The sequence below is a fragment of the Paenibacillus salivarius genome (assembly GCF_051307165.1).
Classification (GTDB): Bacteria; Bacillota; Bacilli; order Paenibacillales; family Paenibacillaceae; genus Fontibacillus.
In genome coordinates, this window is sequence record NZ_CP195592.1 from 2,217,193 (window position 1) to 2,241,368 (window position 24,176).

Here is a 24,176-nt window from a genome sequence, read left to right on the forward strand (position 1 = left end):
AGACGCCCAGGATGTCGGATCGACAGTCCCGGGCGTCTTTGTCGTTTATTCGTGCGAAGTAATCAGCATCATTTCGCCTTCCAGTCGATACGATCCGAAGTCCGCAGGCAGAATGAAGTGATCGCCTTTCGCAAGGGGATAGTTCCGGTCTTGAACGGTAAGCTGGCCGGAGCCTTCAATCACGCTGCAAATCGTATACTTTGCGGATGCCGGCACGTTGGCCGCGCCCGCCACATTCCATTTTTCCACGGTAAAAAAGGAATTCGATACGAACGTAGTGACCGTGCGGCCTTCCTCATCCTTGCTCTCATAAGCTACGGGCTCATATGCCTGAGGGATCGTCGTTACTTCGATCGCTTTGTCCAAATGCAGGTCGCGAAGATTTCCGTCTTTGTCACGGCGGTCATAATCATAAACGCGATAAGTCGTATCCGAACTTTGCTGGGTTTCGAGGACGACAATCCCTTTGCCGAGGGCGTGAATCGTTCCGCTCGGAACATAGAAGAAATCTCCCGCTTTAACCGGAACTTTGGTCAACAGATCGTCCCATTTTCCTTCTTGAATCATACGGACCAATTCTTCTTTCGTATTGGCTTCATGTCCGTAGATGATCACGGCTCCAGGCTCGGCGTCGACAATATACCAGCACTCCGTTTTGCCGAGCTCGCCGTTTTCGTTTTTCCCTGCGTAAACGTCATCCGGATGGACCTGAACGGACAGGTCGTCGGAGGCATCCAAAATTTTGGTCAGCAGCGGAAAAACAGCCGAATTGGAACGGAACAGTTCCGGATGCGAGCTCCAAAGTTCTCCAAGCGAAGTTCCCTTCAATGGGCCGTTCTTGACCGTGCTTTGACCGTTCGGATGGGCGGACACGGCCCAGCATTCACCGGTGAGGTCACTTGGGATATCGTAGCCGAACAATTGCCGGAGTTTGGTGCCGCCCCAAATGCGTTCCTGAAATACGGGTTCCAAAAAAATCGGTTCGTTCATGATTAAAAATTTCCTCCTTGGCCATTCACTTGACAAACTTGACAGAACATTAATTTGTAAAGTAGACTACGCTTAGTGTAGCATGATTCGGAAGGATTGAAAAGAAGATGGCCCGTAAAAAGAAGGTTTCCATGCAGGATATTGCCGATCGGCTTGAGGTTTCCAAGAACGCGGTCTCGCTGGCTTTGCAGAACAAAAAAGGCGTGGGCGAGGAAATGCGGAGCCGGATACTGCAAACGGCAAAAGAGATGGGTTACTCGCTGACCGGAGACAAGCCTCAAGGCAGCGGCAATATCGTCGTGCTCGTGCCGGAACGGATTATGAGTTACGAGGATAACGATCATTTTCAGTTTTATCACGATATGATCTGGGGCCTCGAGAAAAGCATCCGTAAACAGGGGATGAGTGCCGTCGTTGCCCCGATTGACCGGGAGATGGAAGCCAAGCTCGAACTGCCCCGCCATTGCAAGGATATCGCCTATCAGGGCATTATTATGTTCGGTATCGTGGACAAATCTTATGCCGAGATGGTGTGGCGTCTGGATTCCCCTCTTGTGATGCTGGACTGCTACCACCGGGAGCTTCCTTGTCCCGTGGTTGCCTCCGCCAATATCGAGGGGGCCGGTGAAGCGGTATCCTTTTTATTGGGAAAAGGACACCGGGAGATCGGTTTCATCGGCCCGACCAACTTGACGACAAGCCATGAGGAGCGCTGGTACGGCTACTGGAGGGCTATGCGGGAGAATGGATTGGCTATCGACGAGAAGATGATCCTGACTTCTTCCACGGGCTTTGATTATACCGAACGGGAAATCGAGTCGTTCTTGGACGGGCTCAAGGGATGGCCCGACGCGTTTTTTTGCGGCAATGACCGGATCGCTTACTTGCTTTCCAGGCAGCTGATCAAACGGCGGATCAGGATTCCGGAGGATGTATCGATCGTCGGCTTCGACGGACTGAAATATGTGGATGAAAGCGGGCTAAAGTTGACGACCATGAGAGTGGATAAAGAAAAAATGTGCGACGCCGCCGCAAAGCTCCTGCTCTCAGTATCCGGCCGATGCCGGGAAGCGATACGTATGTTTGTTCAGCCATTGCTTGAGGAAGGCAATTCGGTACGCGAAAAAGAAGGCCGGATATCGGGATAATCCCGAGTCCGGCCTTCTTCTTTATGTTCCTATGCCTAATTATTTGTTCAATGCGGCTTCGTAACGTTTTTCAACTTCAGCCCAGTTGATGACGTTAAAGAATGCTGCGATGTAATCAGGGCGTTTGTTTTGATATTTCAGGTAGTAAGCATGCTCCCAAACGTCCAGGCCAAGGATCGGCGTTTTGCCTTCCATGATCGGGGAGTCTTGGTTCGGCAAGCTGTATACGGACAATTTGCCGTTGTCTACCGCAAGGAATGCCCAGCCGCTGCCGAAACGAGTCGTAGCCGCTTTGGAGAAATCTTCCTTGAACTTGTCGAAGCCGCCGAGTTCGTTGTTGATCGCGTCAGCCAATTTGCCGGAAGGTTGTCCGCCGCCGTTTGGACCGATCGTTTCCCAGAACAGGGAGTGGTTGGCGTGTCCGCCGCCGTTGTTGCGAACCGCGGTACGGATGCTTTCAGGAACGTTGTCCAGATCCGCGATCAGTTCTTCAACGGATTTCGATTGAAGCTCAGGCGCGGACTCCAAAGCCGCGTTCAGGTTCGTTACGTAAGTATTATGATGACGGTCGTGGTGAATCATCATCGTTTGCTCGTCGATATGAGGTTCAAGTGCATTGTTGGCATAAGGAAGTGCTGGTAATTGATGTGCCATTTTTTATCATCCTCTCCATAGAATATGTAATGATTTTTTTAACACTCCCTATTATAATTATCTCCGATTACTTAGTCAACATAGATGTATGTTAAGTATGTTAAATGTCGTCCAAGGCATTGACAAACCGCTTCAGGTTCATCATAATGAGTCATCGGTTGAAGCTTTTGCTTTATTTTTAAAATAGTTGGGGTGAAGTCAATTGGGTATGGGCATCGTGGTCGTCGAAGTATGCGACAGCAATTTGATGAGCGCATTGGAGCTGGAGCAGCTGGAGGAGGAGTACCCGGAAATTGCGGTGCTTCGCCTGGACTGTCTAAATTTATGCGGCCTTTGCAAAATCAGACCTTATGCGATGGTTAACGGGAAAAAAGTATTCGCCAAGACCACGGAAGAATGCATTTCATTAATCCGGCAAACGATAGAACAAGAGCTGAAGGCTTTTGACGAAATATAAAAAGTAACCTCCTGCAGCCTGTAAAGAAGGCCAGGAGGTTGTGCATTTTTTATCTTTTAATTACATAGACGCATCTTTGGCCATCTTGGGCCAGGCATTCCGTGCGCTCGACCTTCGTATCCAGCAGCGATTCGAACAGCTTCAGCTCGCACTCGCAGGCATGATTGTAACGGTTCGCGATCTGCGAAATCGGACAGTTATGCTCCATGAGGACATAATCGCCCTGCTCGTTTTGCCCGCATTCGGTCATATAGCCGTTTTCGTTTTGGATCTCGGCGAGCTTCTGCACTTTTTCGGGAAGGTCCTTTCCCGCCATTTCGGATTCGTACAGTCGCGTCAATTTATGTTTACGGCGATCGAAGAGAAGGTTTACCGACTCTTTGCCGAATTCGTTCTCCAGTTCGCCGAGCAGATCAAGGGTTAAGGTATGGTACTTCTTCGGGAACATGCCCTCCGCAAGTTCGGTGAGGCCATAGACCGCGGTAGGACGCCCTGATGTTTTGCGTACCATTTTCGACTCGATCAATCCGTCCCGTTCCATCGTGCCCAGATGGCGCCGAACCGCCATTTCCGTAATCCCGAGCCGGTCTGTAATTTCTTTGGTGCTTAGCGGACCGGAGGTTTTCATCATTTGCAGGATTCGGTCGCGTGTGGACAAATCTTTTGTTTGACTCATGGTAGATCACCTATATATATTGGATTCTACTGCATTGTATTGAAATATGTTATCTTAGTCAATATAAAAGTATAGTAAGTATAGTTAATATTACGGAAAAATCCGAGGAGGCAGTCTATCATGTTTAAAAATAAAACCGTAGCGTTCATATATGCTCATCCGGATGACGAAACGTTCGGTTGTTCTTATTTGATCCGGCAAATTGCCGACGAGGGCGGTGTTCCCGTATTGCTGACGGCCACGCGGGGAGATGCGGGGAAAACCGGACGTCTGGGTGAAATGACCCGGGAAGAACTGGCGGCAAAGCGGGAAATCGAACTGGAGAACGCAGGAAAAATATTGGGCATTCAGGTGATTGAGCAGCTTGGCATGGGGGACGGTAAGCTGAAAGAAGTGGATCCCGCACTTTTGCAGGATAAAATCGCCGATTTCCTGGTGCGTCATCAGGCCGAAATGGTCGTTACTTTTCCGGAGGACGGCATTTCCGGTCATGCGGATCATATCGTGATTCATCATGCGGTCAACCAAGTATTGTTTGACGGTAGGGCCCCTTCGGTTCAAAAATTGTATTATAATCGAATGGGTACGTATGGGGCTGAATCTTCCAGCTTGTTGGTCATTGAAGAAGCGGGGAAATGGGATGTGAAACGCAGAGCGCTTGCAGCCCATGAATCGCAAATTTTAAGCATAGAGCGCGTTTTTGGCAAGCTCGGACCGGAAGTTCCGCCGAATCATCGGCTGGAGGCGTTTGAGCTTGCATGGGAGCGAGGATAACCGAAGGGGAGGAAACGGGTATTGAAAGGTTGGGTTACGGCCGCGGTCCTGGCTGTCTGCTTTGTCGTCTTAGGGATGGGCATACATACGGATGCGGTTAAGGAGATTGACTGGGCCGTCGGGGATTTTTTCTTTAACCTAAGAGCGGATGGGTTAAATCCGGCGGTTAAGGCGTTCTCGGGGCTTGGATCGACCATGGGTTATGTCATTATCTTTGTCATTGTATTGATCGGCGCATTATGGCTTCGCAAATGGAAGTCGGCCGTTTGGCTGACGGTCGGCCTGGTTGCCGGATGGCTTCTCAACAAAGGGCTGAAAGCCTTGTACCACCGGGAGCGCCCGGTATTGTGGGAGAATCTGGTGGAACCGGACGGGTTCAGCTTTCCGAGCGGCAATGCGATGGTCTCGGCAGCGTTTTACGGTCTGCTGGCCTTGATGCTATTGCGTTCGCGAAAAGGATGGGTTAGAAATTGCGGGATCCTGGCCATGATCGTCGTCGTCTTGATCGGAGTCAGCCGAATGTACTTGGGCGTGCACTTTGTAAGCGACATTGCGGGAGGCTTTTTGGCCGGAGGATGTGTCGCAGCCGTCTGCTACCAGTTATGGAGAAAAGCCGGGGAATGATCCCCGGCTTTTTTGCTTATAGGTGCTATTTCGTTATGCGGTATGTTTAACTTTCATTTTCGGATTCGGATTCGTACTTGCAACCGTTTCGTCCGCTTTGTTTTTGCGGAAAAGGTTCCGCAGATAAGGAAGAACGTAGCGGTCAAGTCCGATTTTACCGGCATTGGCGGCAGCGACGACGACAAGCACTTCAAGCAACAGCATTTGGGCGTTGGTGCTTACGGTTCCCGAGAAGAGGAACGCGGCGTTCATCACAAGTCCCATCAGGGCGGCGAAAGTAGTGAATGTGCCGAGCAAGAGTCCGAGACCGACCAGGAACTCGCCGTAAGGAACAAGGACGTTGAAGAGGTCTACGTTCGGAAGAGCGAAGTGCTCGAGGAATGCGGCCCACCAGCCTTGTACGGCGGGATGATCACCGGCACTGTTGGCGATTGCCCCGTTTAAAAATCCGGCGGCGTCGAATCCGCCCGTAATTTTGTGCCAGCCGGCCGTAATCCATTCGTAACCAAGGTAAATCCGAAGCACGGTAAGGAACCACATTGCGAATTTGTTTGTTCTGAGGAAATTGTTAAACATAGTTATCACTCCTATGGTTAGTTTTTTCTTTATAATGGTGATTCATTTCACAATTATTGAGTTAGGCAGTATGTTTCATTTTCATGTTCGGGTTTGGTGTGTCAGCAACCGTTTCGTCCGCTTTGTTTTTGCGGAAAAGGTTCCGCAGATAAGGAAGAACGTAGCGGTCAAGTCCGATTTTACCGGCATTGGCGGCAGCGACGACGACAAGCACTTCAAGCAGCAGCATTTGGGCGTTGGTGCTTACGGTTCCCGAGAAGAGGAACGCGGCGTTCATCACAAGTCCCATCAGGGCTGCGAAAGTGGTGAATGTGCCGAGCAAGAGTCCGAGACCGACCAGGAACTCGCCGTAAGGTACAAGGACGTTGAAGAGGTCTACGTTCGGAAGAGCGAAATGCTCGAGGAATGCGGCCCACCAGCCTTGTACGGCGGGATGATCACCGGCACTGTTGGCGATTGCCCCGTTTAAAAATCCGGCGGCGTCGAATCCGCCCGTAATTTTGTGCCATCCGGCCGTGATCCATTCGTAACCAAGGTAAATCCGAAGCACGGTAAGGAACCACATTGCGAATTTGTTTGTTCTGAGAAAGTTGTTAAACATATGTATCACTCCTATGGATTAGTTTTTGATTTGTTTTTGTTGGATGATCATCTTGATGTCTTTATTATAAGTGATAAATTTCACATGGTATGTGATTTAAATCACAGATGATTAAATTTTTATTATTAAATTTTTAAGAGCCTTTCGCTAAGGGGCGAGAGGCTCTCTTCATTGTTCTGTACTATCTATTTTTGCTGTTGTTACTTTGGCGGGACTCGGCTGTTTGATCTTGATGTGCGGCGGACTTTTCTTCATGGCCATTCAACATCTCATCAACGACATCCTCAATCATGTCCGTGGAAGATGTCGGATTTTTGGGAACCGGTATGGGATCGACACCAGGGCCGTAACCAAGGCCTTTATATTCTTCTTGTTCCTTTTTCATCTTTGATCCATCCTTTCCGCTGATCTATGTAAACCGATAACCTGCGGGAGTCATCATGAATCATCCGCAGGCCGATGGATTTTTGCGGTGTTAATGGCTGGCTTTAATATGGCCTTTCGGCGCGACTTTATGCGAAAGCAGCTCGGATACCGTGACAAAGGAAAAGCCCTGCTTTTTTAACTCCGGAAGAATGATTTCCAGAGCTTTTAAGGTTTGCGTGCTGTTGTGGACAAAATCATGCATCAGGACAATATCCCCGTTTCGCGTTTTATCCAACACCTTGCTCACAATTTTGTTAACCCCGGGCGCCTTCCAATCTTGAGTGTCCTGGTGCCAGGACCATAACACCATTTGCAGATGATGTTGTTTGGAGAGGGAAATAATACGATCGTTATAATACCCTCCGGGAGGACGGAAGAGGGCGGGCTGTTGACCTGTCGCCTTGAATATGGCCTCCTGGGCTTTCGCCAATTCTTTATCCATCCGGCTGGAGGAGATACCCCGAAATGAAGGATGGGAGAAGGAATGATTGGCGATTTCATGGCCTAATTTCAATTCTTGACGGACAATTTCCGGGTGCTCCTCAACTCGATTGCCGATCAGGAAGAAGGTTGCTTTTGCCTGGTACTTCTCCAAAATCTTCAATATTTCTACCGTTTGATGGGGATCAGGTCCGTCGTCGAACGTCAATGCAATATACTTCTGATCGGTGGGTACCTCCCATACGATGTCTCCCCGTTCTTCATAATATCTACGGTCCTTGAACTGGGAGGCCGGGTTAGCCTCGGCCCTTAATGACGGCAAAGTAATGGCGAAGGCAAGGGCCATCGCAAGTGCTGGTTTAAGTTTCAACATCGGTACAGCTTCCTCCAGTACATGTTGTCATCCCACCGGATGCCTGCGAACTCGGTATTTGCTTATTTTTGCTTCAAGACGATAAATTTATCCGGCAATTTTGAGAAAAAAGGATTGACAACTGCTTGCCCCCTTGGTAAGATATTTCTTGTACTCACCAATTTTATACGATCTGTTAGCTCAGCTGGGAGAGCACCATCTTGACAGGGTGGGGGTCAGTGGTTCGAGCCCACTACAGATCATAGCCGAGAGCCCTTGTGTAACAAGGGTTCTTTTCTTTTTGTCTGCATTGGTATCCACCTTGAAATAGGCATCTGGGGACAATTTGGGGACAAAACGAAGGTTTTATTCATTTGAATTTAGACGTTAAGTAACTACATTGAACTAAATTAGATTTTCTTGCAAATTTATCACATTTGCCCGGCCATTCCTCTTTAAAATGGGCTAATTCTTCCATATACCACTTTGGTGTGTCGTGCCACAAAAACATTTTATTGATATTGTCGATCATCGATCATCTAGCGAGCATTTTTTATAGTTATAGTTTTAAAAGGAATACTTAATTATATGTCGAATTGGTAATAATCGTCGGATAGTGGAGGGGAAAGATGAAATCATTATTCTCGGGGTTTTACACTCCAACTGAAGAGGAATTTAAACAGTTATGGAACGAATGCACATTCGTATTTGATGCAAATGCACTGCTTAACCTTTATAGGTATTCAAAGGAATCGAGAGATTTATTGTTTTTAGTGATGGAACTAATTAAGGACAGAATGTGGATTCCTCATCAAATTGCTTTAGAATATCATAAACATATGCTTGATGAAATACATAATCAAAAAATAGCGTATTCGAATATTTCTAACCAAGTGAAATCAGCAGTTACCACTATAGAAGCGTATCTTAAGGATCTTCGTCACTCGAACATAATGATTGAAAAAATAAGCGGTATTCTGAATGATGCGTACGATAAAATTGAACAGGAATTAGATTCTCAAAAATCGAGTCAACCTGACTTGGATCGCATTAGAGACAAAATAGACTTGATTTTTGATAACAAAATTGGACAGGAATATACTCAGGAAAAGCTTGATGAGATATATAAACAGGGTGCTTACAGATACGAGAATGATATTCCACCTGGCCACAAAGACAAAGGAAAAGGCACAAATTCAACCGTGAACAACGGACTCAAATATATAGATAAGTATGGAGATTTGATTTTTTGGCTACAGATTCTTGATAAATCAAAAGAGAAATCAGTCAAATCAGTAATCTTAATTACTGATGATAAAAAGGAAGACTGGGTTTATATAATTAAGGGAGAACGAAAAGGCCCACAACCAGAATTGGTACATGAATTTATGAGAGAAACTGGTGGAAAGCGGTTTTATTTGTACAACACTGAGCAATTTCTTAAATATGCAAATCGATTTTTGAAATTTCCAGACGAAACACTAGATACTACAGAAATTGATAAAGCAATAGAAAATGTGAAAACCACAAAGGAGTTACTAAACGAACTTCAGGGAGCAACAGTTGTTGACGTTGATATCTATAAAAAGGAAAAATATAGACAGAGAAAACTAACGTTGTTTGGATATATGGCTATTTTAAGAGTAAATGAAGAGGTATCTCCCCAGTTATTAGCTACAATTTTTATTAGCGATCTTACAAAATTAACTGGAGGAGATTTTGTGACTCTTAATGTATTTTCTAATGAGAAGGATGAAATTGTGGTACATTTCAGGTCATCTGAAATTTTAGATGAAGATATTGTTGAAAAAGTGAATAAAACTTTAACCAGTAATCAACTCTTATTGTCAAATAATGTTTTTAGGGTGCTAAAGCTATTTCCGACAGATAATAAGACTCAAAATTTTTTAAACATTCAAGATCTAGAATAGCTATCGAGCCTAATCCCTTATCGGATAGGCTCTTTTTTGTTTTACGAAAGAAGGAGAACAATTCGATTAATTTATACGATCGTATAGAAGAGATAAACGAAAATTCTGCTTGATAAACTCGAGGATCTTGGCAAAACAATTCAACTACTTGGCATAATTAAGTTGAAATGTACTTTTCGAATCGAAAAAATCGCAAAAGAGCCCCTGACATATTAGTCTGTAGGCTTTTTTGCATTTATGCTTAACAGAAGTCGTAACATGTTCGATTTCATTGGCAATCCTCGATTTTTGAACCGTTAACAAAGAAACAACCGGACACTATAGCCTTAGAAATATACGAGTACACGTTTGCCTCCTTCGAGTGTTTACAACTTCTACTAGGAACTATAGCGTATTGCTAAGTGTTTACGGGCGAGTATTTTTTGGTAACTAAGATCATAGTTTGATAAATAAAATAAATGTCGTGTTAATATAATCCCATTATTCATAAGTGGTGTATACTCTATAAGTAGGTAATACTAGGAAGGGTGTATCAATTGATAACGTTTATTTCTCGTGTTGAAAATCACCAAATACATAAGTTGTTGGATAATGGACTCGAACAAACAAAAAAGATCCTTCATATTGACAAACTGGATAATCAAGCAAAGGAAAGTGTGGAAAGAATCGAATATGTCTACCAACAAATCAATCATGCAATTAATAATTTCGATCAATTGTTAGTTCCTGTTAATACTCTCAATAACGGAGCAAATCAATTACAACATGTGAACAATTGTCTTGTGAACTTTTACAGCAATCGACAAATTTCTTATTTGAATGAAGCTAATAATTATCTGGACAACTTTTTACCACAAATCACCTTTTTGTTATCGCCAAACACACCCCAAGAGGTTGAAAATTTTAGAGATAGTATTAGTAGCTTCAGACGTTCAGTAGCTCAGCATGCAAGAAATTCAGAAGATCAGTTTAAGGAAATAGTTGACGAGAATAATACTTTGCGTAAAAGGATTACTGAGCTTAACAATCAAATTAATTCGGAAAAACAAAGAATTGATAATATAATTAATGGATTCCAGCAGCAAATATCTTCTTACCAGCAACAGTTTTCCCAAGCAGAAGATAAACGTCGGGAAACTTTCGTTCAAGTTATGGAGGAGCATAGGGATAAGTTCGATGAGGAAAAGGAAAACCGTCTTAACTCATATAATGAGATTATCTCTCATTTAAATGAGAAAAATATAGAATATGAGCAACGGCTAATCTCAAAAAATGATAAGCTTGAATTAAATTATAAACATAAAATGGAAGATTTCGAAAACGCTGTTCAGGAAGTACTACAAACAATAAATAATCAAAAACAACAAGTTGAAGAACTTGTAGGAGTTGTTACAGATACAGGATTAGCCAGTGGTTACCACGCTGTTGCCAAGGAAGAAAAGAGGGCTAAGCGATTCTGGAGAGGTGTTACCGTTGCAGCAATGCTTCTTTTAATATGCTTTGCGGTTTTTATTGCTTACGAGTCTTATACTAAAGAATTTAATTTAACTGCTTTGAGTGCTAAATTATTTGGAGCATTATCAGTTGGAACACTTGTAGCTTTCTCTGCAAGACAAGCTAGTTTGCATGGTCAAGCTGAGAGGACAAACAGAAAAATGGAATTACAACTAAAAGCTATTGGCCCATATTTAGTCGGTTTTGAAGAAAGTGAAATATTAGAGATTAAACGTTCACTGGTAAATAAATTTTTTGGGCAGGAAGATGAAACTGCTACTAATGATGAACTTCCAAACGCGTCCATGGATGCAGTTAAAATGGCCTTGGAAACATTACAACAGTTTCTCGTTAAAAGTAAGGGCTAAAATTTTTAATAATGGTGAAGAAACTACCCCATCTATTGTATTGGATGGGGACATTTCTATGAGAAAAATGAGGAAAAGATTTATCAGGACACAAAAGCCCTAAGAATAACGCTGAAGGAACGAGGGATTTACGTTAATAAGAGGAACAAAACTCAGATGGCTTACAGTTCCTTACCTTAATGCGTGGCGCGGCTACACTGAAGTTTTTGTAATGACTTGTGAAGTGATGCGCTCAGAGATAGGCATCCGTTTTGGATAATACTCGGCCGATCTGGAAAAAACGAAAAGCAGTTCCAAGGCATAGGCCAAATATGGTTCGAGCCCAATACAGATCATACAGAAAAACCCTTGAAGCATAAAGCTTCAGGGGTTTTTCTGATGCAAAAAATACGGTATTCAAATGAAAAACGGAAGTAAAAATAAATTGGTGATAAAAGGAAAGGGGATGCGTCTCGGAAAAAAGCGCCGACGTGGGAAAAAGCCTGGATGGAATCCGAATTGCCTGTAAGTCGATGCATTAGCGGGCATTCCGGACATTTCGGATGAAGGAATGGCAAGAGTAATGTAGTCCTGGTCCACATGGGCAATAAACCCATCATGAGACTGCCCGTCTGAAGTAGTTATACCAACATACTTATTCATACAACTCAATGCGATTTGTTGATAATTGGTATCCATGGATAACCTCCTCGAAGTTTTTACTTAGCTACAGTCTATGGACTTATACCTACATCGCTCGCGGCAAATGCCTATACGTGACAAATAAAATTCCTTGGGACGGAAATTCTCGAGAAGGTTGGACCGCCGTTTCAAAAAATAAAGAAGATGCGCCTCTATTTCGAATAGAAGCGCATCTTCGAAAGGGAAATGGTCACTCTTCAAGAAGACCGGACTTGGTGGCTGTGCCATCAGAAGTCAATCGGTACATCCCTAGAACAACGGGATTAGCCTGAACCAGCCCTTTTTGCATGAGATCTTCGAGGGATTGATTCACAGAGGATGTATCCTCGTTTGAAAGGCGGTCAGTAATCTGTGTTGGTGTTTGCCACTCAGTTGATAATGCCAATAGTACGGTTCGTTGTAGGGGGGCAAATTCATGGTTTATCCTCCTCGCTTTTTCGGCTTTCGATCATCGATCGCCTTTACCTACGGGTTGGGATGGTTTAGCCCCCAATTTCCGGGTAACAATGGATAATAACAGTTTCCGGAGGGAGACAGGGGGGATTTTTTTGTCCGATCAACATCGTATTGTTACGGCTGTCGCTGCTATAACGTTGCTTACCTTGCTAGCCGGCTGCGCGTTGAGTGCGGATCCGGCCACATTAGACAGGCAGGCCAAGGTCCACGCGCCTTGGTGGTTTGGCTCGCCCGTTTCGGAAGGCGTTTATTCTCCGGCGGTACGGGAAGAGGTGTATTCTTCGCATACAAAGCGTCCGTAAGCCGTCCATCGACACGGTTTATTCTTCATCCCATTTTCGGGAATATCCCTTCTTGGTTACGTAAAACATGGAGGAGATCAACAGGATAGCGATCAGCACGCCTACCGCAATCGTTACGCCCATCATCATGGTGCGTTTCAACTCCTTTCCGCGGGTCCTATTAATGAGACAACTATACACGAAAAGCTTTTTTTTGTATAATGTGACGGTCTGTTCGTGGAATGGATAGTAGATTTACTGGGAGGCTTTGAAAATGGCTGCTGTGATCATTCACGTAGAATCGGAAGAACAACTGGAGCAGTGCTTGGAGATCCGTAAAGAAGTGTTTGTGGCGGAACAGAACGTTCCGATCGATTTGGAGATTGACGAATTCGACCGGGTTGGCCCGGACGCGCATCATATACTCATCGAGATCGACGGCAAATATGCGGCAACGGGAAGGCTTACCTATTACAAGGATAACTCGGCAAAAATGCAGCGGATCGCCGTCCGCAAGGCATACCGTTCCCAAGGCGTCGGAAGGATCCTGCTTATTGCGCTCGAAGAACTGGCGCGGGAGCTGGGGTTGTCCGGGTCCGTGCTGGATGCCCAGTGTCAGGCCGAGCCGTTTTACAGTAAACTCGGATACGAGACGATCTCGACCGAACCGTTTGACGACGCGGGAATCCCCCATGTGCGCATGGTCAAATCGCTAAAGTAAGCTACATAGATCTCAAATATAGGGACATGCTATTCATATCTACCGAAAAATAATTGAAGAGGAGATGTGATGGCAGATGGGACCTGATACGCGCGAACGTTTTATTGCGGTTCAAAAGAACGGGGACGGTGACCTTACCTCCTTTAAAACTTCCAGCGGCCGGATCTTGGATTATGAACAAGCGAAGCAGGAAGTACAGGCGGGAGCGATCGCCGGAGTCAATTTGTTCAAAGGCAGGGACGGGGAGATGTACATTCGCGGCGACGCCGATGGCGACCCCAGCAACAATTTGGATGCGCTGCCGCATTTTAATGCGTAATCCGATTTCACCGCTCCAAAAAAGGCTGCCCTAAGTCATATGATATATGGCTTTGGGGACAGCCTTTTTTATGTCGGCTTTACAGCGTATAAATTTCATGCTGGCGAAGAAACTCCATTTCGGCGGTGCGGCCGATAAAGCTCTCCATCTCATCGCCGTAATGCATGAGCAAGGTTTTCTTGCGGATTTCCGGAGGGAGGGTTAATAGTTCGTCCAATGTCGTATGTACGACTCCCTGTCCGGTCAATTGAACTTCGTGCAGAATTTTTCGGCAGTTCCTCTCCTGGACGAGCCGCTTCAACAGCTCGGGCTGAAACGTTTTGTCCGCGCTGTAAAAGATCTCGCCGTTAATGTACAAGGAATAACTCGCTTTTCCCGGGATATGCGGAGTTTGAATCAACTCCAGGCTGAGCGAAGGGGAAAGGCGGTGGATCGTCCCTTCCGTAAGCGTTCTGACTTCGAAGGCATCGTCCAGCGAGGAAATCCCCTCCTGGGTTAATCCTCCTTTAAGCGTATTTTCCCACAACGGGGTAACCAGCTTGTCTGCGATGTACAAGACAGGTTTGCGTCCCACCTCGAATTTCATCCGGAAAGCGAGCTCTTCCAGACCGCCGACATGATCCCCGTGAATATGGGTCACGAGCAAGGCATCGATGTCCGTAAGCGATTTGCCAAGTTGATGCAAGGCTAGCGGAGCGGTAATTCCGCAGTCGATGAGCAGCGTGAAATCGTCCGCATAGAGAAGCCCGTTATTGTTATAGTATTTTTTGGCGAAGGCTCCGCCCGTACCGAGCATTTGCAGCCGAATCGGCATAAAAATCCCTCCTTTTTTAAAAAATATACAATCTTTCTGTAAACGACCGCAACTTGCTTTATTCGGTGGAGTATAAATTTACATCAACAAGATTCAATTGGAGGGGTTATAACTCATGAAATGGAGAAGGGTAGCAATCCTTGTCGTCGCTTTCTCCCTGATGGGAGGTTCACTGCTGTTTGCCGATGCCGCTTCCCAGAAGGTTAAAATACTTTTAAACGGCAGCGAATTGCAAGACGGCGGATATATTATCGACGGAAAAACTTATGTCCCCGTGCGTGAACTGGAAGGATTCGCGGAATATAACGATTCCACCAAGACAGTGAATTATTATAAACCGAATGTTCATATTACGCTCCTGACTTCCAAGGAAAAAGTATTCACGGAGCTGGAGAAGACCGGAAAGCTTACGTTTAACGTGTTTGCGCAAATCGATAACCTGAAGAAGGATATCAACGCAATGAAGGTCACCATTACGGACCCTAGCGGGGACTCGAAAGTGATTCAAAACGATGAATTTGACGCAAGACAAGGGAACTTCAGTTACAGAACCAAGGATTACACGTATGATTTCAAATCCGCAGGCTCTTATACGATAAGCGTATATATGAGAGCGGCATCCGGATCGGATTACGTCCTGGTTTCCCAGAAAAAAATTGATCTCGTGAAATAAGCCTCCCGGTCATGCCAAAATTGACCTGCTTTCCATAAAATGATACGATACGAGGGAAACCGACAGGTTAAATCCACCATAAGTGAGGTATTTGAATGAGCGACCATAATCACGATCACGGCGAAGCTTGCGGGTGCGGGCACGACCATGATCATGAGCACGAAGAGTTCGTATTGACGCTGACGGATGAGCATGGCAACGACGTTGAAATGGTTCTTGTCGAAACATTCGATGTTGGCGAGAAGGTATATGCGCTCCTGCTGGAACGCAACAACCCGGAAGCGGACGGGATCATTCTTCGCATGGAAGAAGAAAACGAAGAAATGGTGCTTTACAATATCGAAGACGAAGACGAATGGCGTCAAGTGGAGGAAGCTTACAACGAGCTCGTCTCCCAGCAGGAAGAACTTTAATTCCATATTTAAGCCAAAGCAAAAAGCTCCTGTACAGGAGCTTTTTTTGTTGCGTTTATTTAGAAGATCGGATCCGCTTCGACGATGACCTTGACCTCGTTAATGTAACGGTCTTCCGGCCCTTTTACCGGGAGCCCGACCTCCACATGATCAACGATATAGTCGATATTGCTCTGGGAAATAACCTCGCCCGGCAGCAAAATCGGGATTCCCGGCGGATACACGTAGATAAATTCGGCGATAATCCGGCCTGCCGACTCCCGGAACGGAATGACTTCCGTATCCGCGTAGAAGGCGTCTCTCGGGATGAGGGACAGCTGCGGAATTTCCGGAACTTTTACGATGAGTTCGTTCGCATTGTTCTCTTTGTAATACATTTCGGACAAATGCCGCAAGGCCTTAATCAGCGTATCGACCGATTCCCGGGTGTCTCCGGGGGTAATGATACAAAGAATGTTGTACATGTCGCTAAGCTCAACCTCGACATTGTAATGCTCGCGAAGCCAGTTTTCGGTCTCGTAGCCCGTAATCCCCAGATGGCGGACATGAATCGTCACCTTGGTCGGGTCCATGTCATAAGTGGCTTCGCCGCCGAGGATTTCCCGGCCGAAGCTGTACAAACCCTGGATACGGTTAACCTCGCCCCGCAGATAGTTCGCCAGCTCCAGCGTGGCCTCGACCATCTTCCTGCCGTGGAGGGCCAGGTTTCTGCGGGAAGTGTCGAGGGAGGCCAGCAATAAATAAGAGGTCGACGTCGTCGTCAGCATGCTGATGATCGTTTGGACCCGGCGCGGGTTGATGTAACCGTTTTTGACATTGAGATTAAGCACCGAGCTTTGCGTCATCGAGCCGCCAAGCTTATGCACGCTCGTCGCCGCCATATCGGCCCCGGCCTGCATGGCCGACATCGGAAGCTCTTCGTGGAACTGAAGGTGAACGCCATGAGCCTCGTCAACGAGGACAGGCACATGGAAGCTGTGTGCCAAATCCACGATTTCCTTCAGATTCGCGCAAACGCCGAAATAGGTCGGATTGATAACCAATACGGCCTTGGCGTCCGGATGGCGCTGAAGCGCGCGGCGAACCGAGGATGTCGTGATGCCGTGATCGATGCCCAGATTCTCGTCTTGCGCCGGTGAAACGAACACCGGTTTTGCGCCGGCAAAAATGATGGCCGACATTACCGATTTATGAATATTTCTCGGCACGATAATTTTATCACCGGGAGAACAAATGGATAGTACCATGGTCATGATGGCACCGCTGGTCCCTTGCACGGAGAAAAAGGTATAATCGGCGCCGAACGCGTCGGCGGCCAGTTTTTGGGCTTCTTCAATGACCCCGGTAGGCTGGTGAAGATCGTCCAGCGGGGCGATGTTGATCAGGTCGATCGAAAGTGCGTTATCGCCGATAAATTCGCGGAATTCCGGATCGGTTCCGAAACCTTTTTTATGTCCTGGAATGTGAAACTGAACGGGATTGCCGGCCGCATGTTTTTTTAGGGCGGTAAAAAGCGGCGTAAGCTGGTGATCCATTAGGGCCATCCCTGCCTTTCGATAAATTTTAACAAGGATGAGTATAGCAAAACGGGCCCGGAATGCAAGCATAGGAATTGGAAGTCTCCGGATTTAAAGGTTATGTTGGCATCCAATCAGGTAAGAATGGTAAAAGAGGAATCGAAAATGAGGGGAAGGGAGAGGAAATTCGATGGAAATCGCAGGCAAGCTCGCAACCAAAAGACTACTGACGCCGACATTCGTAAGCTTATGGGTCATCATGTTCCTGGTGGAGTTTGTAAAGGGAGCGTTAATTGTATCCATTTTGCCGGTATATATGGGGGACGTACTAAAGTTAAGCGCGTTTGCCATCGGATTGTCTTTTTCGAGCCAGTACATCGGGGACAATTTGTTTCGCAGTCCGGCAGGGTGGCTGATCGAGCGGATCGGATTTAGAACGACGATGACGATCGGCCTTTGCATGACGTTCGGGGCTGTCTTTATTATTACCTTTATGAAAACGATGGGATTTATCGTGCTGGGCTGCGCCTTGCTCGGGATCGGGACGGCGCCGCTCTGGCCCTGCGTGTTGATGGGCATCACGGCGGTCACCGAAGAAAAAAACAACTTTGCGACCGCAATGGGGGTCATTCAAATTTCCAGTCTCGGCGGAACGGGACTCGGACCGGTTATTATCAACTTCCTGGTCGGAGTTTCATATACGCTGGTATTTTGGGTGTTACTGGGGTGCATCGGTTTGGTCATCCTTGTTTCGCTTATGCTGCCGAAATCTGCGGAAGGGAGCGGGTCTGCGGCGGGGAGGTCCCCCCAATCGGCCGAGGGGATGGGCAGCGAATTGTGGAAAAGCGGTCCTTCGGGGGTTCTGCATACGATCAAGCAAACGCTTCGTCATATCCGAACCCACCTCAAAGTCAGCCCGCTACTGTATCCGGCGCTGTTTCTGCAATCTTTTGCGGTCGGATTGCTGACCCCGGTCATCACCTTGTTCGTCCGCAGCGAGCTCGGCATGTCGCCGGAGGAATTCAGTTTCCTGCTGATCGCGGGCGGAGGGGTCACCGTGCTCGGACTCATTCCCGTCGGCAAGCTGGCGGACCGCTTCGGGACAAGAATCTTTTTGAACACCGGCTTTCTCTTGGCCGCGGTGTCGGTAGGTTTCTTCGCGTTCACGCGTTCAATGCCGGTCGTCTGGCTGCTGGTCATGCTGATCGGGGTGAGCTACGCGTTCATTTTGCCGACTTGGGATACGATGATATCCAAGATGCTTCCCGACGGTGAGAAAGGAACGGTATGGGGCCTCTTTTTGACGATCCAGGGGACGGGGATGGTCGCGGGGCCGATCATATCGGGGAAAATGTGGGACGGTTGGGGGGCGCCTGCCCCGTTCGTCGCCAGCGCCGTCTCGATGGCATTGCTCTTCGTGATCCATCTGTATCTGTCGCGCAGAGGGCCTTCGACGCCTGGCGGGGGAAAACGTGTTCGAGCCTGACAGGCAACTAAAGGGAAAACCTCCCTTTATTTCTGGGCTTCAGGGCAAAACCGGGAGAATAACGGGAAAACCTCCCGTTATTTCGGCGGTTTCGGCATCCTGAAGCGAACTTTGGACCAAATAGCAGGAGGAATTCCTTCTAAATGGCGTTCTTAACCGAAAGTGTGAAAAATAACGGGAGGTTTTCCTGCTAGTGATGTTTTGATGATCGACCTTGGGACGAAGAGATGAAGAAACGAAGAGAAGTTAACAAGCCGCCGAGTGAAGGCAAAACGGCCTCAGAACGCCGCCTTGTACAACGGAAGCAGCGTTTCGAACGTTTCCTCGATTTTTGCCGTCAACGCGGCTCCGTCGCGCAGGACCGGTTGATCCCGGTCGATGTGCAGACCGCACATGATCTCCGCTTTTTTGACGGTCCGAAGCTTGTCCGCCATCGTTTGTAGATCCGCCGTATCCGTGTCGGCATGAAGCTTTCCGCCCGGGTCCATATGGTCCGTCGACCAGATGTATTCGCCCGGCACGCTGCGTTTCAACTTGGCGGCATTTTTATGCATATATTCGGCAAACACCGTTTTATTCGGGCTTTCATAAATGATCGCGAAAATCACGAAAAGGTGAGTCGGAAACATGCCGACCTCGAAATGCGGGAACGCCTTGTAGCCGCGTTTGCTGCCTGCCCAGGCGACCCATGTATCCTTCGGCGGATTGACTGTGCGGCGGGCATGCTTGGCGACATGAGGGAACATCTCTTCCCCGCACAACGCGGACAAATAGGGGGCGAGCGAACTTCCCAGCTCTTCCAGCTTCGGTCTCACTTGACCGATAATCGCCTCCATGCGGGGCTCGAGCCCCGGCACCGTCAAACAATCGAAATCCTGACCGGTAAATCCGTTAAATGTCATTTTCTTACCTCCATTGCTGCCGCTTGCAAGCTTGATTACCAGACGATTATATCACATTTTCCGCTTACCGCCTTTTTGCGTCAGAACCAGCCCGAAACGGGTAAAAATAATCAATAAATCCGTTTCCATTACATAAGATGAAGTAAGAAACTGTAAGCCGCAAGTGGGAGGGACGATAAGCCCGGGCCACCCGAGCAAGGCCGGCACGGGTTTAACAAAAAAGGGAGGGAGTGCCATGAATAAAAGCTATGAAGTGGAATACTGCAACCTGGAACTCCGATTCGACCGCCGGCACATTCAGCAGCTGATCCGCGATTTGATCCAAGACGGATATTCTTTATATTGGAGCGAGAACGAGTCCATTTTCATCATTTCCGTACGTACGGGCCGCAAGCTGACCAAGCTTCGTTTTCAGCGTCTTGCGAAAGGATACAAGCTGGTGGGCGATTATGTGATTAAAGACGCCAGGCTGGCCGATTGGCTCGAGAAGCTGATCGGGGATCTTCGGGGGCACGCCGTCGTCAAGCGCATCAAGGACCGGCAGATTTTGATCGAAAATATTTTGTTCGGGGAAGTCATCCGGCTGGTGGAAATCAACGGCATGGAGCACAAGGTCATTTATCAGAAGAGCCCTGTCGTGGACATGGAGAAAATGACGGAAATGTTCGCTTCGCAGTCGGCGGAACGGCAGTTGGAGTCGCTCCAGCAAGAGCTCGACCGGGAACTGGAGAACCTGTATGAGGCGATGCAAAAGGGGGATCTCGAATCGGCCGAACAATGCAAAGAAAAATTGCGCAAGCTCCGGATACAGCTGATCCGTCTCGAATGGTAGAACGGGATTTGGCGCAATCTATGATTAATCTCATTGCAGACCCCCTTATTAATGGGGGTTGTTTTGTGACTAGGGAGCTTGCAGGGGTTCACTTCTGTACGCAAAAGAGTTAAAATGATATTATTGATAAAAATATAGTGAGCAAAGGATGGAGACCATGTCAAAACAACAGATAGGCGTTATCGGCCTGGCCGTTATGGGCAAAAATTTGGCCCTGAATATTGAAAGCAGGGGCTTTACCGTATCGGTATTTAACCGCTCCCCGCAAAAAACGCACGAATTGCTTGAGAACGAAGGCAAAGGCAAAAACCTTGTCGGCACGTTCTCGGTAGAGGAATTTGTGCAATCCCTGGAAACGCCACGCAAAATTTTGATCATGGTACAAGCCGGTTCCGCTACGGACGCTACCATTGAAAGCCTGCTTCCTCACCTGGATCAAGGCGATATCATCATCGACGGAGGCAACGCCTACTTCCCTGATACCCAACGCCGCAGCAAAGAGCTTGAAGCCAAAGGCTTCCGCTTCATCGGCACCGGGGTTTCCGGCGGTGAAGAAGGCGCGCTGAAAGGCCCTTCCATCATGCCGGGCGGACAAGAAAGTGCCTACAAACTGGTTGAGCCGATTCTGACGGCCATTTCCGCCAAAGTGAACGGCGATCCTTGCTGTACATATATCGGGCCGGACGGCGCCGGGCACTATGTAAAAATGGTGCATAACGGCATCGAATACGGCGACATGCAGCTGATCGGCGAAGCTTATCACCTGCTGAAGGACGTGCTTGGCGTCGATGCCAAGGAATTGCATGAAATTTTCACCGAATGGAATAAAGGGGAGCTGGACAGCTACCTGATCGAAATTACGGCCGACATCTTCTCGCAATATGACGAAGAAACCGGCAAACCGATGGTAGACGTCATCCTTGACGCCGCCGGACAAAAGGGCACGGGCAAATGGACGAGCCAAAGCGCGCTCGATCTCGGCGTTCCGCTCTCGATGATTACGGAATCGGTATTCTCCCGTTTCCTGTCCGCGATGAAGGAAGAACGCGTGGCCGCAAGCAAAATTCTCAGCGGTCCGGCGAAGAAATCGTTCAGCGGCGACAAAGCCGAATTTATCGAGAATGTCCGTAAAGCGTTGTTCGCAAGTAAAATCGTTTCTTACGCCCAAGGTTTCGCGCAAATGCGTGCCGCTTCGGACGAATATGGCTGGGATCTGAAATACGGCAACATCGCGATGATTTTCCGCGGCGGTTGCATCATCCGTTCGCAGTTCCTGCATAACATCAAGGAAGCGTATGACCGCGATCCGGCGCTCAAAAACCTGCTGCTGGATTCCTATTTCAAAAATATCGTGGAAAGCTATCAGGATGCATGGCGTAAAGTGGTGGCAGCCGCTGTCGAGAACGGAATTCCGGTTCCGGGCTTCGCAAGCGCATTGTCCTACTACGACAGCTACCGTACGGAGCGCCTGCCGGCAAACCTGCTTCAGGCACAGCGCGATTACTTCGGCGCCCACACCTTCAAACGTGTGGACAAGGAAGGCGTATTCCACCATCAATGGTTCTAATCCAAGCTTTTTTAGGCGCCACGGCAGCGGTTTTCCGCTTGCCGCGGCGTCTTTTTTTACGGAAGGATGCCTTATTGCTCCAGCTTGTGTTATGATATGGAAAAGTTAAATTCAAGACCCCAGAGCATTCATTCAAAAGTAGGTGAGAACTTGCACAGCAACAAAGAAATCATCGTGCTGATCGGCATGATGGGGACCGGCAAATCCACGGTGGGTGCGCACCTCGCCGAGGAGACGGGGTACAGTCTGCTGGATCTGGATGCTTTGATCGTTCAGAAGGCGGGTTGTTCCATCCCGGAGCTGTTTGAACAAAAGGGAGAAGCTTTTTTTCGCGATCTGGAGACGGAAGTTCTATGCGAAGCGATGAGCATGCCCGGATCCATTCTTGCGACCGGAGGCGGAGCGGTTCTGCGGGAGAGAAATTGCCGGGAAATGCTCGATTCGGGATGGGTCGTCGCCCTTAAAGCCAGCGCCGAAGATATCGTTGCAAGAGTGGGGGAAGACCCGAACAGGCCGCTATTGGCCGGCGGAGCCAGGGAAAGAGTGGCTGCTTTGCTCGAAGAACGGAAGCACGCTTATGATTTCGCCCACGTGACGATCGATACGACAGGCAAAAGCGCGGAAGAAGTGTCTGCGGAGATTTTAATGCATTACCGCGCCTAATCACTAATAAAAATGAAAAAGGGGATTAATTACATATGGACTTGATCGTTAGGCCCACGGCCGAGCTCAAAGGAGAAATCGGAGCATTGTCTTCAAAAAACTATACGACCCGTTATTTGCTGGTCGCAGCTCTTGCCGAAGGAACGAGTACGGTTTATTATCCCGCGCACAGCGAGGACAGTGACGCGATGCGCCGCTGCATTGCAGACCTGGGCGCGGTTCTGGAGGAAGATGACGAGAAAATCGTGATCACCGGCTTCGGCAAGCATCCGAAAGATGTGAAGGAGCTTAATGTCGGGAATGCGGGCGCGGTGCTGCGGTTTTTGATGGCGGTCGCGTCCCTTTGCCCGGACGTGACGTTCGTAAACACGTATCCGGACTCTTTAGGGAAGCGCCCGCACAGCGACCTGATCGAGGCGCTCTCGTCCATGGGCGTGGAGATTGAGCATAATGACGGACGCCTTCCGATCCGGCTTCGCGGCGGCGCTCCGAAAGGCGGCAAGATCCGGGTATCCGGGGAGGTCAGCTCCCAATACTTGAGCGCGCTTCTTTTCCTGACGCCGCTGCTTGAGGAAGATAGCGAGATTGAAGTATTCGGCGATCTGAAATCGAAGGTGGTCATCGGCCAAACGCTGGAGGTGATCGAGCAAGCCGGGATTACCATCCATGCCTCCGCCGATTATATGAGCTTCAAAGTGCCGGGGCGCCAAAGCTACCAGGCCCGGGAATATACGGTGCAGGGAGATTACCCGGGGTCCGCGGCGGTGCTGGCGGCAGCGGCGGTGACGAAGTCCGATGTCAAGATCCACCGGCTCATGGAGCGCAGCAAGCAGGGGGAACGCGCCATCGTCGACGTGCTGCAGATGATGGACGTTCCGCTCAGCCATCGGGACAATACGGTTCACGTGCTCGGTAACGGCCGGCTTCGCCCGGTCGAGTTCGACGGCGACGCCGCGACCGATGCGGTGCTCGCGATGGTGGCGGCCGCCGTGTTTGCCGACGGAACTTCCCGTTTTTACAATGTGGAGAATTTGCGGTACAAAGAATGCGACCGGATCACGGATTATTTGAACGAGCTAAAAAAAGCGGGCGCCCAGGTAGAGGAACGGCAGTCGGAAATTATCGTGCACGGCCGACCTTCCGGATTGGAAGGCGGCGCAACGATCAACGCCCATTACGACCACCGGGTCATCATGGCTTTGACCGTCGTCGGCTTGCGCTGCCGCAAGCCGCTGCTGATTAAGGATGCGCACCATGTGGCCAAATCGTATCCGCAATATTTCGACCACCTGGCGGCGCTTGGAGCGTCGGTAGAGTGGGTAAAATAATGGAGGAGAAA

At 48.2% G+C, this 24,176-nt stretch carries 26 protein-coding genes and 1 tRNA gene; 16 read left to right on the forward strand and 11 right to left on the reverse strand.

Annotated features, from left to right (window positions below):
• Positions 1-45: 45 nt before the first annotated feature.
• Positions 46-990: a mannose-6-phosphate isomerase, class I gene (gene manA / locus ACSFXJ_RS09860; RefSeq protein WP_435924975.1), complete on the reverse strand. Its 945-nt coding sequence runs from the start codon at positions 988-990 to the stop codon at positions 46-48.
• A 107-nt stretch (positions 991-1,097) separates the two neighbouring features.
• On the opposite strand from manA, the gene ACSFXJ_RS09865 reads away from it, so the two are divergent.
• On the forward strand, positions 1,098-2,138 hold the full coding sequence (locus tag ACSFXJ_RS09865; protein WP_435924976.1) for a LacI family DNA-binding transcriptional regulator: 1,041 nt from the start codon (positions 1,098-1,100) through the stop codon (positions 2,136-2,138).
• 39 nt (positions 2,139-2,177) lie between these two features.
• Here ACSFXJ_RS09865 and ACSFXJ_RS09870 read toward each other — a convergent pair whose 3' ends face one another.
• On the reverse strand, positions 2,178-2,792 hold the full coding sequence (locus ACSFXJ_RS09870; RefSeq protein ID WP_435924977.1) for a superoxide dismutase: 615 nt from the start codon (positions 2,790-2,792) through the stop codon (positions 2,178-2,180).
• A 208-nt stretch (positions 2,793-3,000) separates the two neighbouring features.
• Between ACSFXJ_RS09870 and ACSFXJ_RS09875 the strand changes: the two genes are divergently transcribed.
• Entirely contained in the window at positions 3,001-3,249 is a 249-nt protein-coding gene (locus ACSFXJ_RS09875) for a DUF1450 domain-containing protein (RefSeq protein ID WP_435925725.1), read from the forward strand.
• A 49-nt stretch (positions 3,250-3,298) separates the two neighbouring features.
• On the opposite strand, the gene ACSFXJ_RS09880 is transcribed toward ACSFXJ_RS09875, so the two are convergent.
• Positions 3,299-3,925 carry a helix-turn-helix transcriptional regulator gene (locus tag ACSFXJ_RS09880; RefSeq protein WP_435924978.1) on the reverse strand — a complete coding sequence of 209 codons (627 nt, stop codon included), beginning with the start codon at positions 3,923-3,925 and terminating at the stop codon, positions 3,299-3,301.
• Positions 3,926-4,045: 120 nt separating this feature from the next.
• Between ACSFXJ_RS09880 and ACSFXJ_RS09885 the strand changes: the two genes are divergently transcribed.
• Both ACSFXJ_RS09885 and ACSFXJ_RS09890 read left to right on the forward strand, forming a co-directional pair.
• Positions 4,046-4,699, forward strand: a complete 654-nt coding sequence (locus ACSFXJ_RS09885) for a PIG-L deacetylase family protein (RefSeq protein ID WP_435924979.1) — start codon at positions 4,046-4,048, stop codon at positions 4,697-4,699.
• A gap of 21 nt (positions 4,700-4,720) precedes the next feature.
• A complete protein-coding gene (locus ACSFXJ_RS09890; RefSeq protein ID WP_435924980.1) occupies positions 4,721-5,323 on the forward strand; it encodes a phosphatase PAP2 family protein in 603 nt (200 codons plus the stop codon).
• Between the two features lie 33 nt (positions 5,324-5,356).
• On the opposite strand, the gene ACSFXJ_RS09895 is transcribed toward ACSFXJ_RS09890, so the two are convergent.
• The 4 genes from ACSFXJ_RS09895 to ACSFXJ_RS09910 form a co-directional block, all read right to left on the reverse strand.
• The gene (locus ACSFXJ_RS09895; protein ID WP_435924981.1) at positions 5,357-5,899 is read right to left on the reverse strand and encodes a DoxX family membrane protein; all 543 of its coding nucleotides are present in this window, start codon (positions 5,897-5,899) and stop codon (positions 5,357-5,359) included.
• Positions 5,900-5,960: 61 nt separating this feature from the next.
• The gene (locus ACSFXJ_RS09900) at positions 5,961-6,500 is read right to left on the reverse strand and encodes a DoxX family membrane protein (RefSeq protein ID WP_435924982.1); all 540 of its coding nucleotides are present in this window, start codon (positions 6,498-6,500) and stop codon (positions 5,961-5,963) included.
• Between the two features lie 181 nt (positions 6,501-6,681).
• Positions 6,682-6,885, reverse strand: a complete 204-nt coding sequence (locus tag ACSFXJ_RS09905; RefSeq protein WP_435924983.1) for a hypothetical protein — start codon at positions 6,883-6,885, stop codon at positions 6,682-6,684.
• A 90-nt stretch (positions 6,886-6,975) separates the two neighbouring features.
• On the reverse strand, positions 6,976-7,740 hold the full coding sequence (locus ACSFXJ_RS09910) for a polysaccharide deacetylase family protein (RefSeq protein ID WP_435924984.1): 765 nt from the start codon (positions 7,738-7,740) through the stop codon (positions 6,976-6,978).
• A 169-nt stretch (positions 7,741-7,909) separates the two neighbouring features.
• Here ACSFXJ_RS09910 and ACSFXJ_RS09915 point away from each other — a divergent pair.
• From ACSFXJ_RS09915 to ACSFXJ_RS09925, 3 genes are all read left to right on the forward strand, one after another.
• Positions 7,910-7,982 (forward strand) — tRNA-Val (locus ACSFXJ_RS09915).
• 366 nt (positions 7,983-8,348) lie between these two features.
• Entirely contained in the window at positions 8,349-9,650 is a 1,302-nt protein-coding gene (locus tag ACSFXJ_RS09920) for a PIN-like domain-containing protein (RefSeq protein WP_435924985.1), read from the forward strand.
• A 536-nt stretch (positions 9,651-10,186) separates the two neighbouring features.
• Positions 10,187-11,512, forward strand: a complete 1,326-nt coding sequence (locus ACSFXJ_RS09925) for a hypothetical protein (RefSeq protein ID WP_435924986.1) — start codon at positions 10,187-10,189, stop codon at positions 11,510-11,512.
• A 396-nt stretch (positions 11,513-11,908) separates the two neighbouring features.
• Here the strand turns inward: ACSFXJ_RS09925 and ACSFXJ_RS09930 are convergent, their stop codons facing one another.
• Positions 11,909-12,190, reverse strand: a complete 282-nt coding sequence (locus ACSFXJ_RS09930; protein WP_435924987.1) for a phosphatidylinositol kinase — start codon at positions 12,188-12,190, stop codon at positions 11,909-11,911.
• A 1,014-nt stretch (positions 12,191-13,204) separates the two neighbouring features.
• On the opposite strand from ACSFXJ_RS09930, the gene ACSFXJ_RS09935 reads away from it, so the two are divergent.
• Together ACSFXJ_RS09935 and ACSFXJ_RS09940 are read left to right on the forward strand one after the other, a co-directional pair.
• On the forward strand, positions 13,205-13,651 hold the full coding sequence (locus tag ACSFXJ_RS09935) for a GNAT family N-acetyltransferase (protein WP_435924988.1): 447 nt from the start codon (positions 13,205-13,207) through the stop codon (positions 13,649-13,651).
• Positions 13,652-13,727: 76 nt separating this feature from the next.
• Complete coding sequence (locus ACSFXJ_RS09940) at positions 13,728-13,970, forward strand: DUF3892 domain-containing protein (RefSeq protein ID WP_435924989.1); 243 nt, start codon at positions 13,728-13,730, stop codon at positions 13,968-13,970.
• Positions 13,971-14,049: 79 nt separating this feature from the next.
• On the opposite strand, the gene ACSFXJ_RS09945 is transcribed toward ACSFXJ_RS09940, so the two are convergent.
• Positions 14,050-14,784 (reverse strand): MBL fold metallo-hydrolase, encoded by a 735-nt coding sequence (locus ACSFXJ_RS09945; protein WP_435924990.1) that lies wholly within the window; start codon positions 14,782-14,784, stop codon positions 14,050-14,052.
• A 115-nt stretch (positions 14,785-14,899) separates the two neighbouring features.
• On the opposite strand from ACSFXJ_RS09945, the gene ACSFXJ_RS09950 reads away from it, so the two are divergent.
• Positions 14,900-15,457, forward strand: a complete 558-nt coding sequence (locus tag ACSFXJ_RS09950; RefSeq protein WP_435924991.1) for a copper amine oxidase — start codon at positions 14,900-14,902, stop codon at positions 15,455-15,457.
• Positions 15,458-15,552: 95 nt separating this feature from the next.
• The gene (locus tag ACSFXJ_RS09955) at positions 15,553-15,870 is read left to right on the forward strand and encodes a DUF1292 domain-containing protein (RefSeq protein ID WP_435924992.1); all 318 of its coding nucleotides are present in this window, start codon (positions 15,553-15,555) and stop codon (positions 15,868-15,870) included.
• A 59-nt stretch (positions 15,871-15,929) separates the two neighbouring features.
• Here the strand turns inward: ACSFXJ_RS09955 and ACSFXJ_RS09960 are convergent, their stop codons facing one another.
• Entirely contained in the window at positions 15,930-17,405 is a 1,476-nt protein-coding gene (locus ACSFXJ_RS09960) for an aminotransferase class I/II-fold pyridoxal phosphate-dependent enzyme (RefSeq protein WP_435924993.1), read from the reverse strand.
• 172 nt (positions 17,406-17,577) lie between these two features.
• On the opposite strand from ACSFXJ_RS09960, the gene ACSFXJ_RS09965 reads away from it, so the two are divergent.
• The gene (locus tag ACSFXJ_RS09965) at positions 17,578-18,873 is read left to right on the forward strand and encodes an MFS transporter (protein ID WP_435924994.1); all 1,296 of its coding nucleotides are present in this window, start codon (positions 17,578-17,580) and stop codon (positions 18,871-18,873) included.
• A 278-nt stretch (positions 18,874-19,151) separates the two neighbouring features.
• On the opposite strand, the gene ACSFXJ_RS09970 is transcribed toward ACSFXJ_RS09965, so the two are convergent.
• The gene (locus ACSFXJ_RS09970; protein WP_435924995.1) at positions 19,152-19,775 is read right to left on the reverse strand and encodes a YktB family protein; all 624 of its coding nucleotides are present in this window, start codon (positions 19,773-19,775) and stop codon (positions 19,152-19,154) included.
• Positions 19,776-20,010: 235 nt separating this feature from the next.
• Here ACSFXJ_RS09970 and ACSFXJ_RS09975 point away from each other — a divergent pair, with 235 nt between their 5' ends.
• The 4 genes from ACSFXJ_RS09975 (at position 20,011) to aroA (ending at position 24,165) form a co-directional block, all read left to right on the forward strand.
• On the forward strand, positions 20,011-20,607 hold the full coding sequence (locus ACSFXJ_RS09975; protein WP_435924996.1) for a hypothetical protein: 597 nt from the start codon (positions 20,011-20,013) through the stop codon (positions 20,605-20,607).
• Between the two features lie 157 nt (positions 20,608-20,764).
• Positions 20,765-22,174, forward strand: a complete 1,410-nt coding sequence (gene gndA / locus ACSFXJ_RS09980; RefSeq protein ID WP_435924997.1) for an NADP-dependent phosphogluconate dehydrogenase — start codon at positions 20,765-20,767, stop codon at positions 22,172-22,174.
• Positions 22,175-22,324: 150 nt separating this feature from the next.
• Positions 22,325-22,837: a shikimate kinase gene (locus ACSFXJ_RS09985; protein WP_435924998.1), complete on the forward strand. Its 513-nt coding sequence runs from the start codon at positions 22,325-22,327 to the stop codon at positions 22,835-22,837.
• A 35-nt stretch (positions 22,838-22,872) separates the two neighbouring features.
• Complete coding sequence (gene aroA / locus ACSFXJ_RS09990; RefSeq protein ID WP_435924999.1) at positions 22,873-24,165, forward strand: 3-phosphoshikimate 1-carboxyvinyltransferase; 1,293 nt, start codon at positions 22,873-22,875, stop codon at positions 24,163-24,165.
• Positions 24,166-24,176 lie beyond the last annotated feature (11 nt).

What these genes read in the sequence shown, in the direction of transcription:
- ACSFXJ_RS09920 (WP_435924985.1), top strand. Translation starts at nt 8,349, where the DNA reads ATGAAATCATTATTCTCGGGGTTTTACACTCCAACTGAAGAGGAATTT.
- gndA (WP_435924997.1), top strand. Translation starts at nt 20,765, where the DNA reads ATGTCAAAACAACAGATAGGCGTTATCGGCCTGGCCGTTATGGGCAAA.
- ACSFXJ_RS09930 (WP_435924987.1), bottom strand. Translation starts at nt 12,190, where the DNA reads ATGGATACCAATTATCAACAAATCGCATTGAGTTGTATGAATAAGTAT.
- manA (WP_435924975.1), bottom strand. Translation starts at nt 990, where the DNA reads ATGAACGAACCGATTTTTTTGGAACCCGTATTTCAGGAACGCATTTGG.
- ACSFXJ_RS09870 (WP_435924977.1), bottom strand. Translation starts at nt 2,792, where the DNA reads ATGGCACATCAATTACCAGCACTTCCTTATGCCAACAATGCACTTGAA.
- ACSFXJ_RS09905 (WP_435924983.1), bottom strand. Translation starts at nt 6,885, where the DNA reads ATGAAAAAGGAACAAGAAGAATATAAAGGCCTTGGTTACGGCCCTGGT.
- ACSFXJ_RS09910 (WP_435924984.1), bottom strand. Translation starts at nt 7,740, where the DNA reads ATGTTGAAACTTAAACCAGCACTTGCGATGGCCCTTGCCTTCGCCATT.
- ACSFXJ_RS09885 (WP_435924979.1), top strand. Translation starts at nt 4,046, where the DNA reads ATGTTTAAAAATAAAACCGTAGCGTTCATATATGCTCATCCGGATGAC.
- ACSFXJ_RS09975 (WP_435924996.1), top strand. Translation starts at nt 20,011, where the DNA reads ATGAATAAAAGCTATGAAGTGGAATACTGCAACCTGGAACTCCGATTC.
- ACSFXJ_RS09940 (WP_435924989.1), top strand. Translation starts at nt 13,728, where the DNA reads ATGGGACCTGATACGCGCGAACGTTTTATTGCGGTTCAAAAGAACGGG.
- ACSFXJ_RS09945 (WP_435924990.1), bottom strand. Translation starts at nt 14,784, where the DNA reads ATGCCGATTCGGCTGCAAATGCTCGGTACGGGCGGAGCCTTCGCCAAA.
- ACSFXJ_RS09970 (WP_435924995.1), bottom strand. Translation starts at nt 19,775, where the DNA reads ATGACATTTAACGGATTTACCGGTCAGGATTTCGATTGTTTGACGGTG.
- ACSFXJ_RS09950 (WP_435924991.1), top strand. Translation starts at nt 14,900, where the DNA reads ATGAAATGGAGAAGGGTAGCAATCCTTGTCGTCGCTTTCTCCCTGATG.
- aroA (WP_435924999.1), top strand. Translation starts at nt 22,873, where the DNA reads ATGGACTTGATCGTTAGGCCCACGGCCGAGCTCAAAGGAGAAATCGGA.
- ACSFXJ_RS09900 (WP_435924982.1), bottom strand. Translation starts at nt 6,500, where the DNA reads ATGTTTAACAACTTTCTCAGAACAAACAAATTCGCAATGTGGTTCCTT.
- ACSFXJ_RS09880 (WP_435924978.1), bottom strand. Translation starts at nt 3,925, where the DNA reads ATGAGTCAAACAAAAGATTTGTCCACACGCGACCGAATCCTGCAAATG.
- ACSFXJ_RS09955 (WP_435924992.1), top strand. Translation starts at nt 15,553, where the DNA reads ATGAGCGACCATAATCACGATCACGGCGAAGCTTGCGGGTGCGGGCAC.
- ACSFXJ_RS09960 (WP_435924993.1), bottom strand. Translation starts at nt 17,405, where the DNA reads ATGGATCACCAGCTTACGCCGCTTTTTACCGCCCTAAAAAAACATGCG.
- ACSFXJ_RS09895 (WP_435924981.1), bottom strand. Translation starts at nt 5,899, where the DNA reads ATGTTTAACAATTTCCTCAGAACAAACAAATTCGCAATGTGGTTCCTT.
- ACSFXJ_RS09935 (WP_435924988.1), top strand. Translation starts at nt 13,205, where the DNA reads ATGGCTGCTGTGATCATTCACGTAGAATCGGAAGAACAACTGGAGCAG.
- ACSFXJ_RS09875 (WP_435925725.1), top strand. Translation starts at nt 3,001, where the DNA reads ATGGGCATCGTGGTCGTCGAAGTATGCGACAGCAATTTGATGAGCGCA.
- ACSFXJ_RS09965 (WP_435924994.1), top strand. Translation starts at nt 17,578, where the DNA reads ATGGAAATCGCAGGCAAGCTCGCAACCAAAAGACTACTGACGCCGACA.
- ACSFXJ_RS09865 (WP_435924976.1), top strand. Translation starts at nt 1,098, where the DNA reads ATGGCCCGTAAAAAGAAGGTTTCCATGCAGGATATTGCCGATCGGCTT.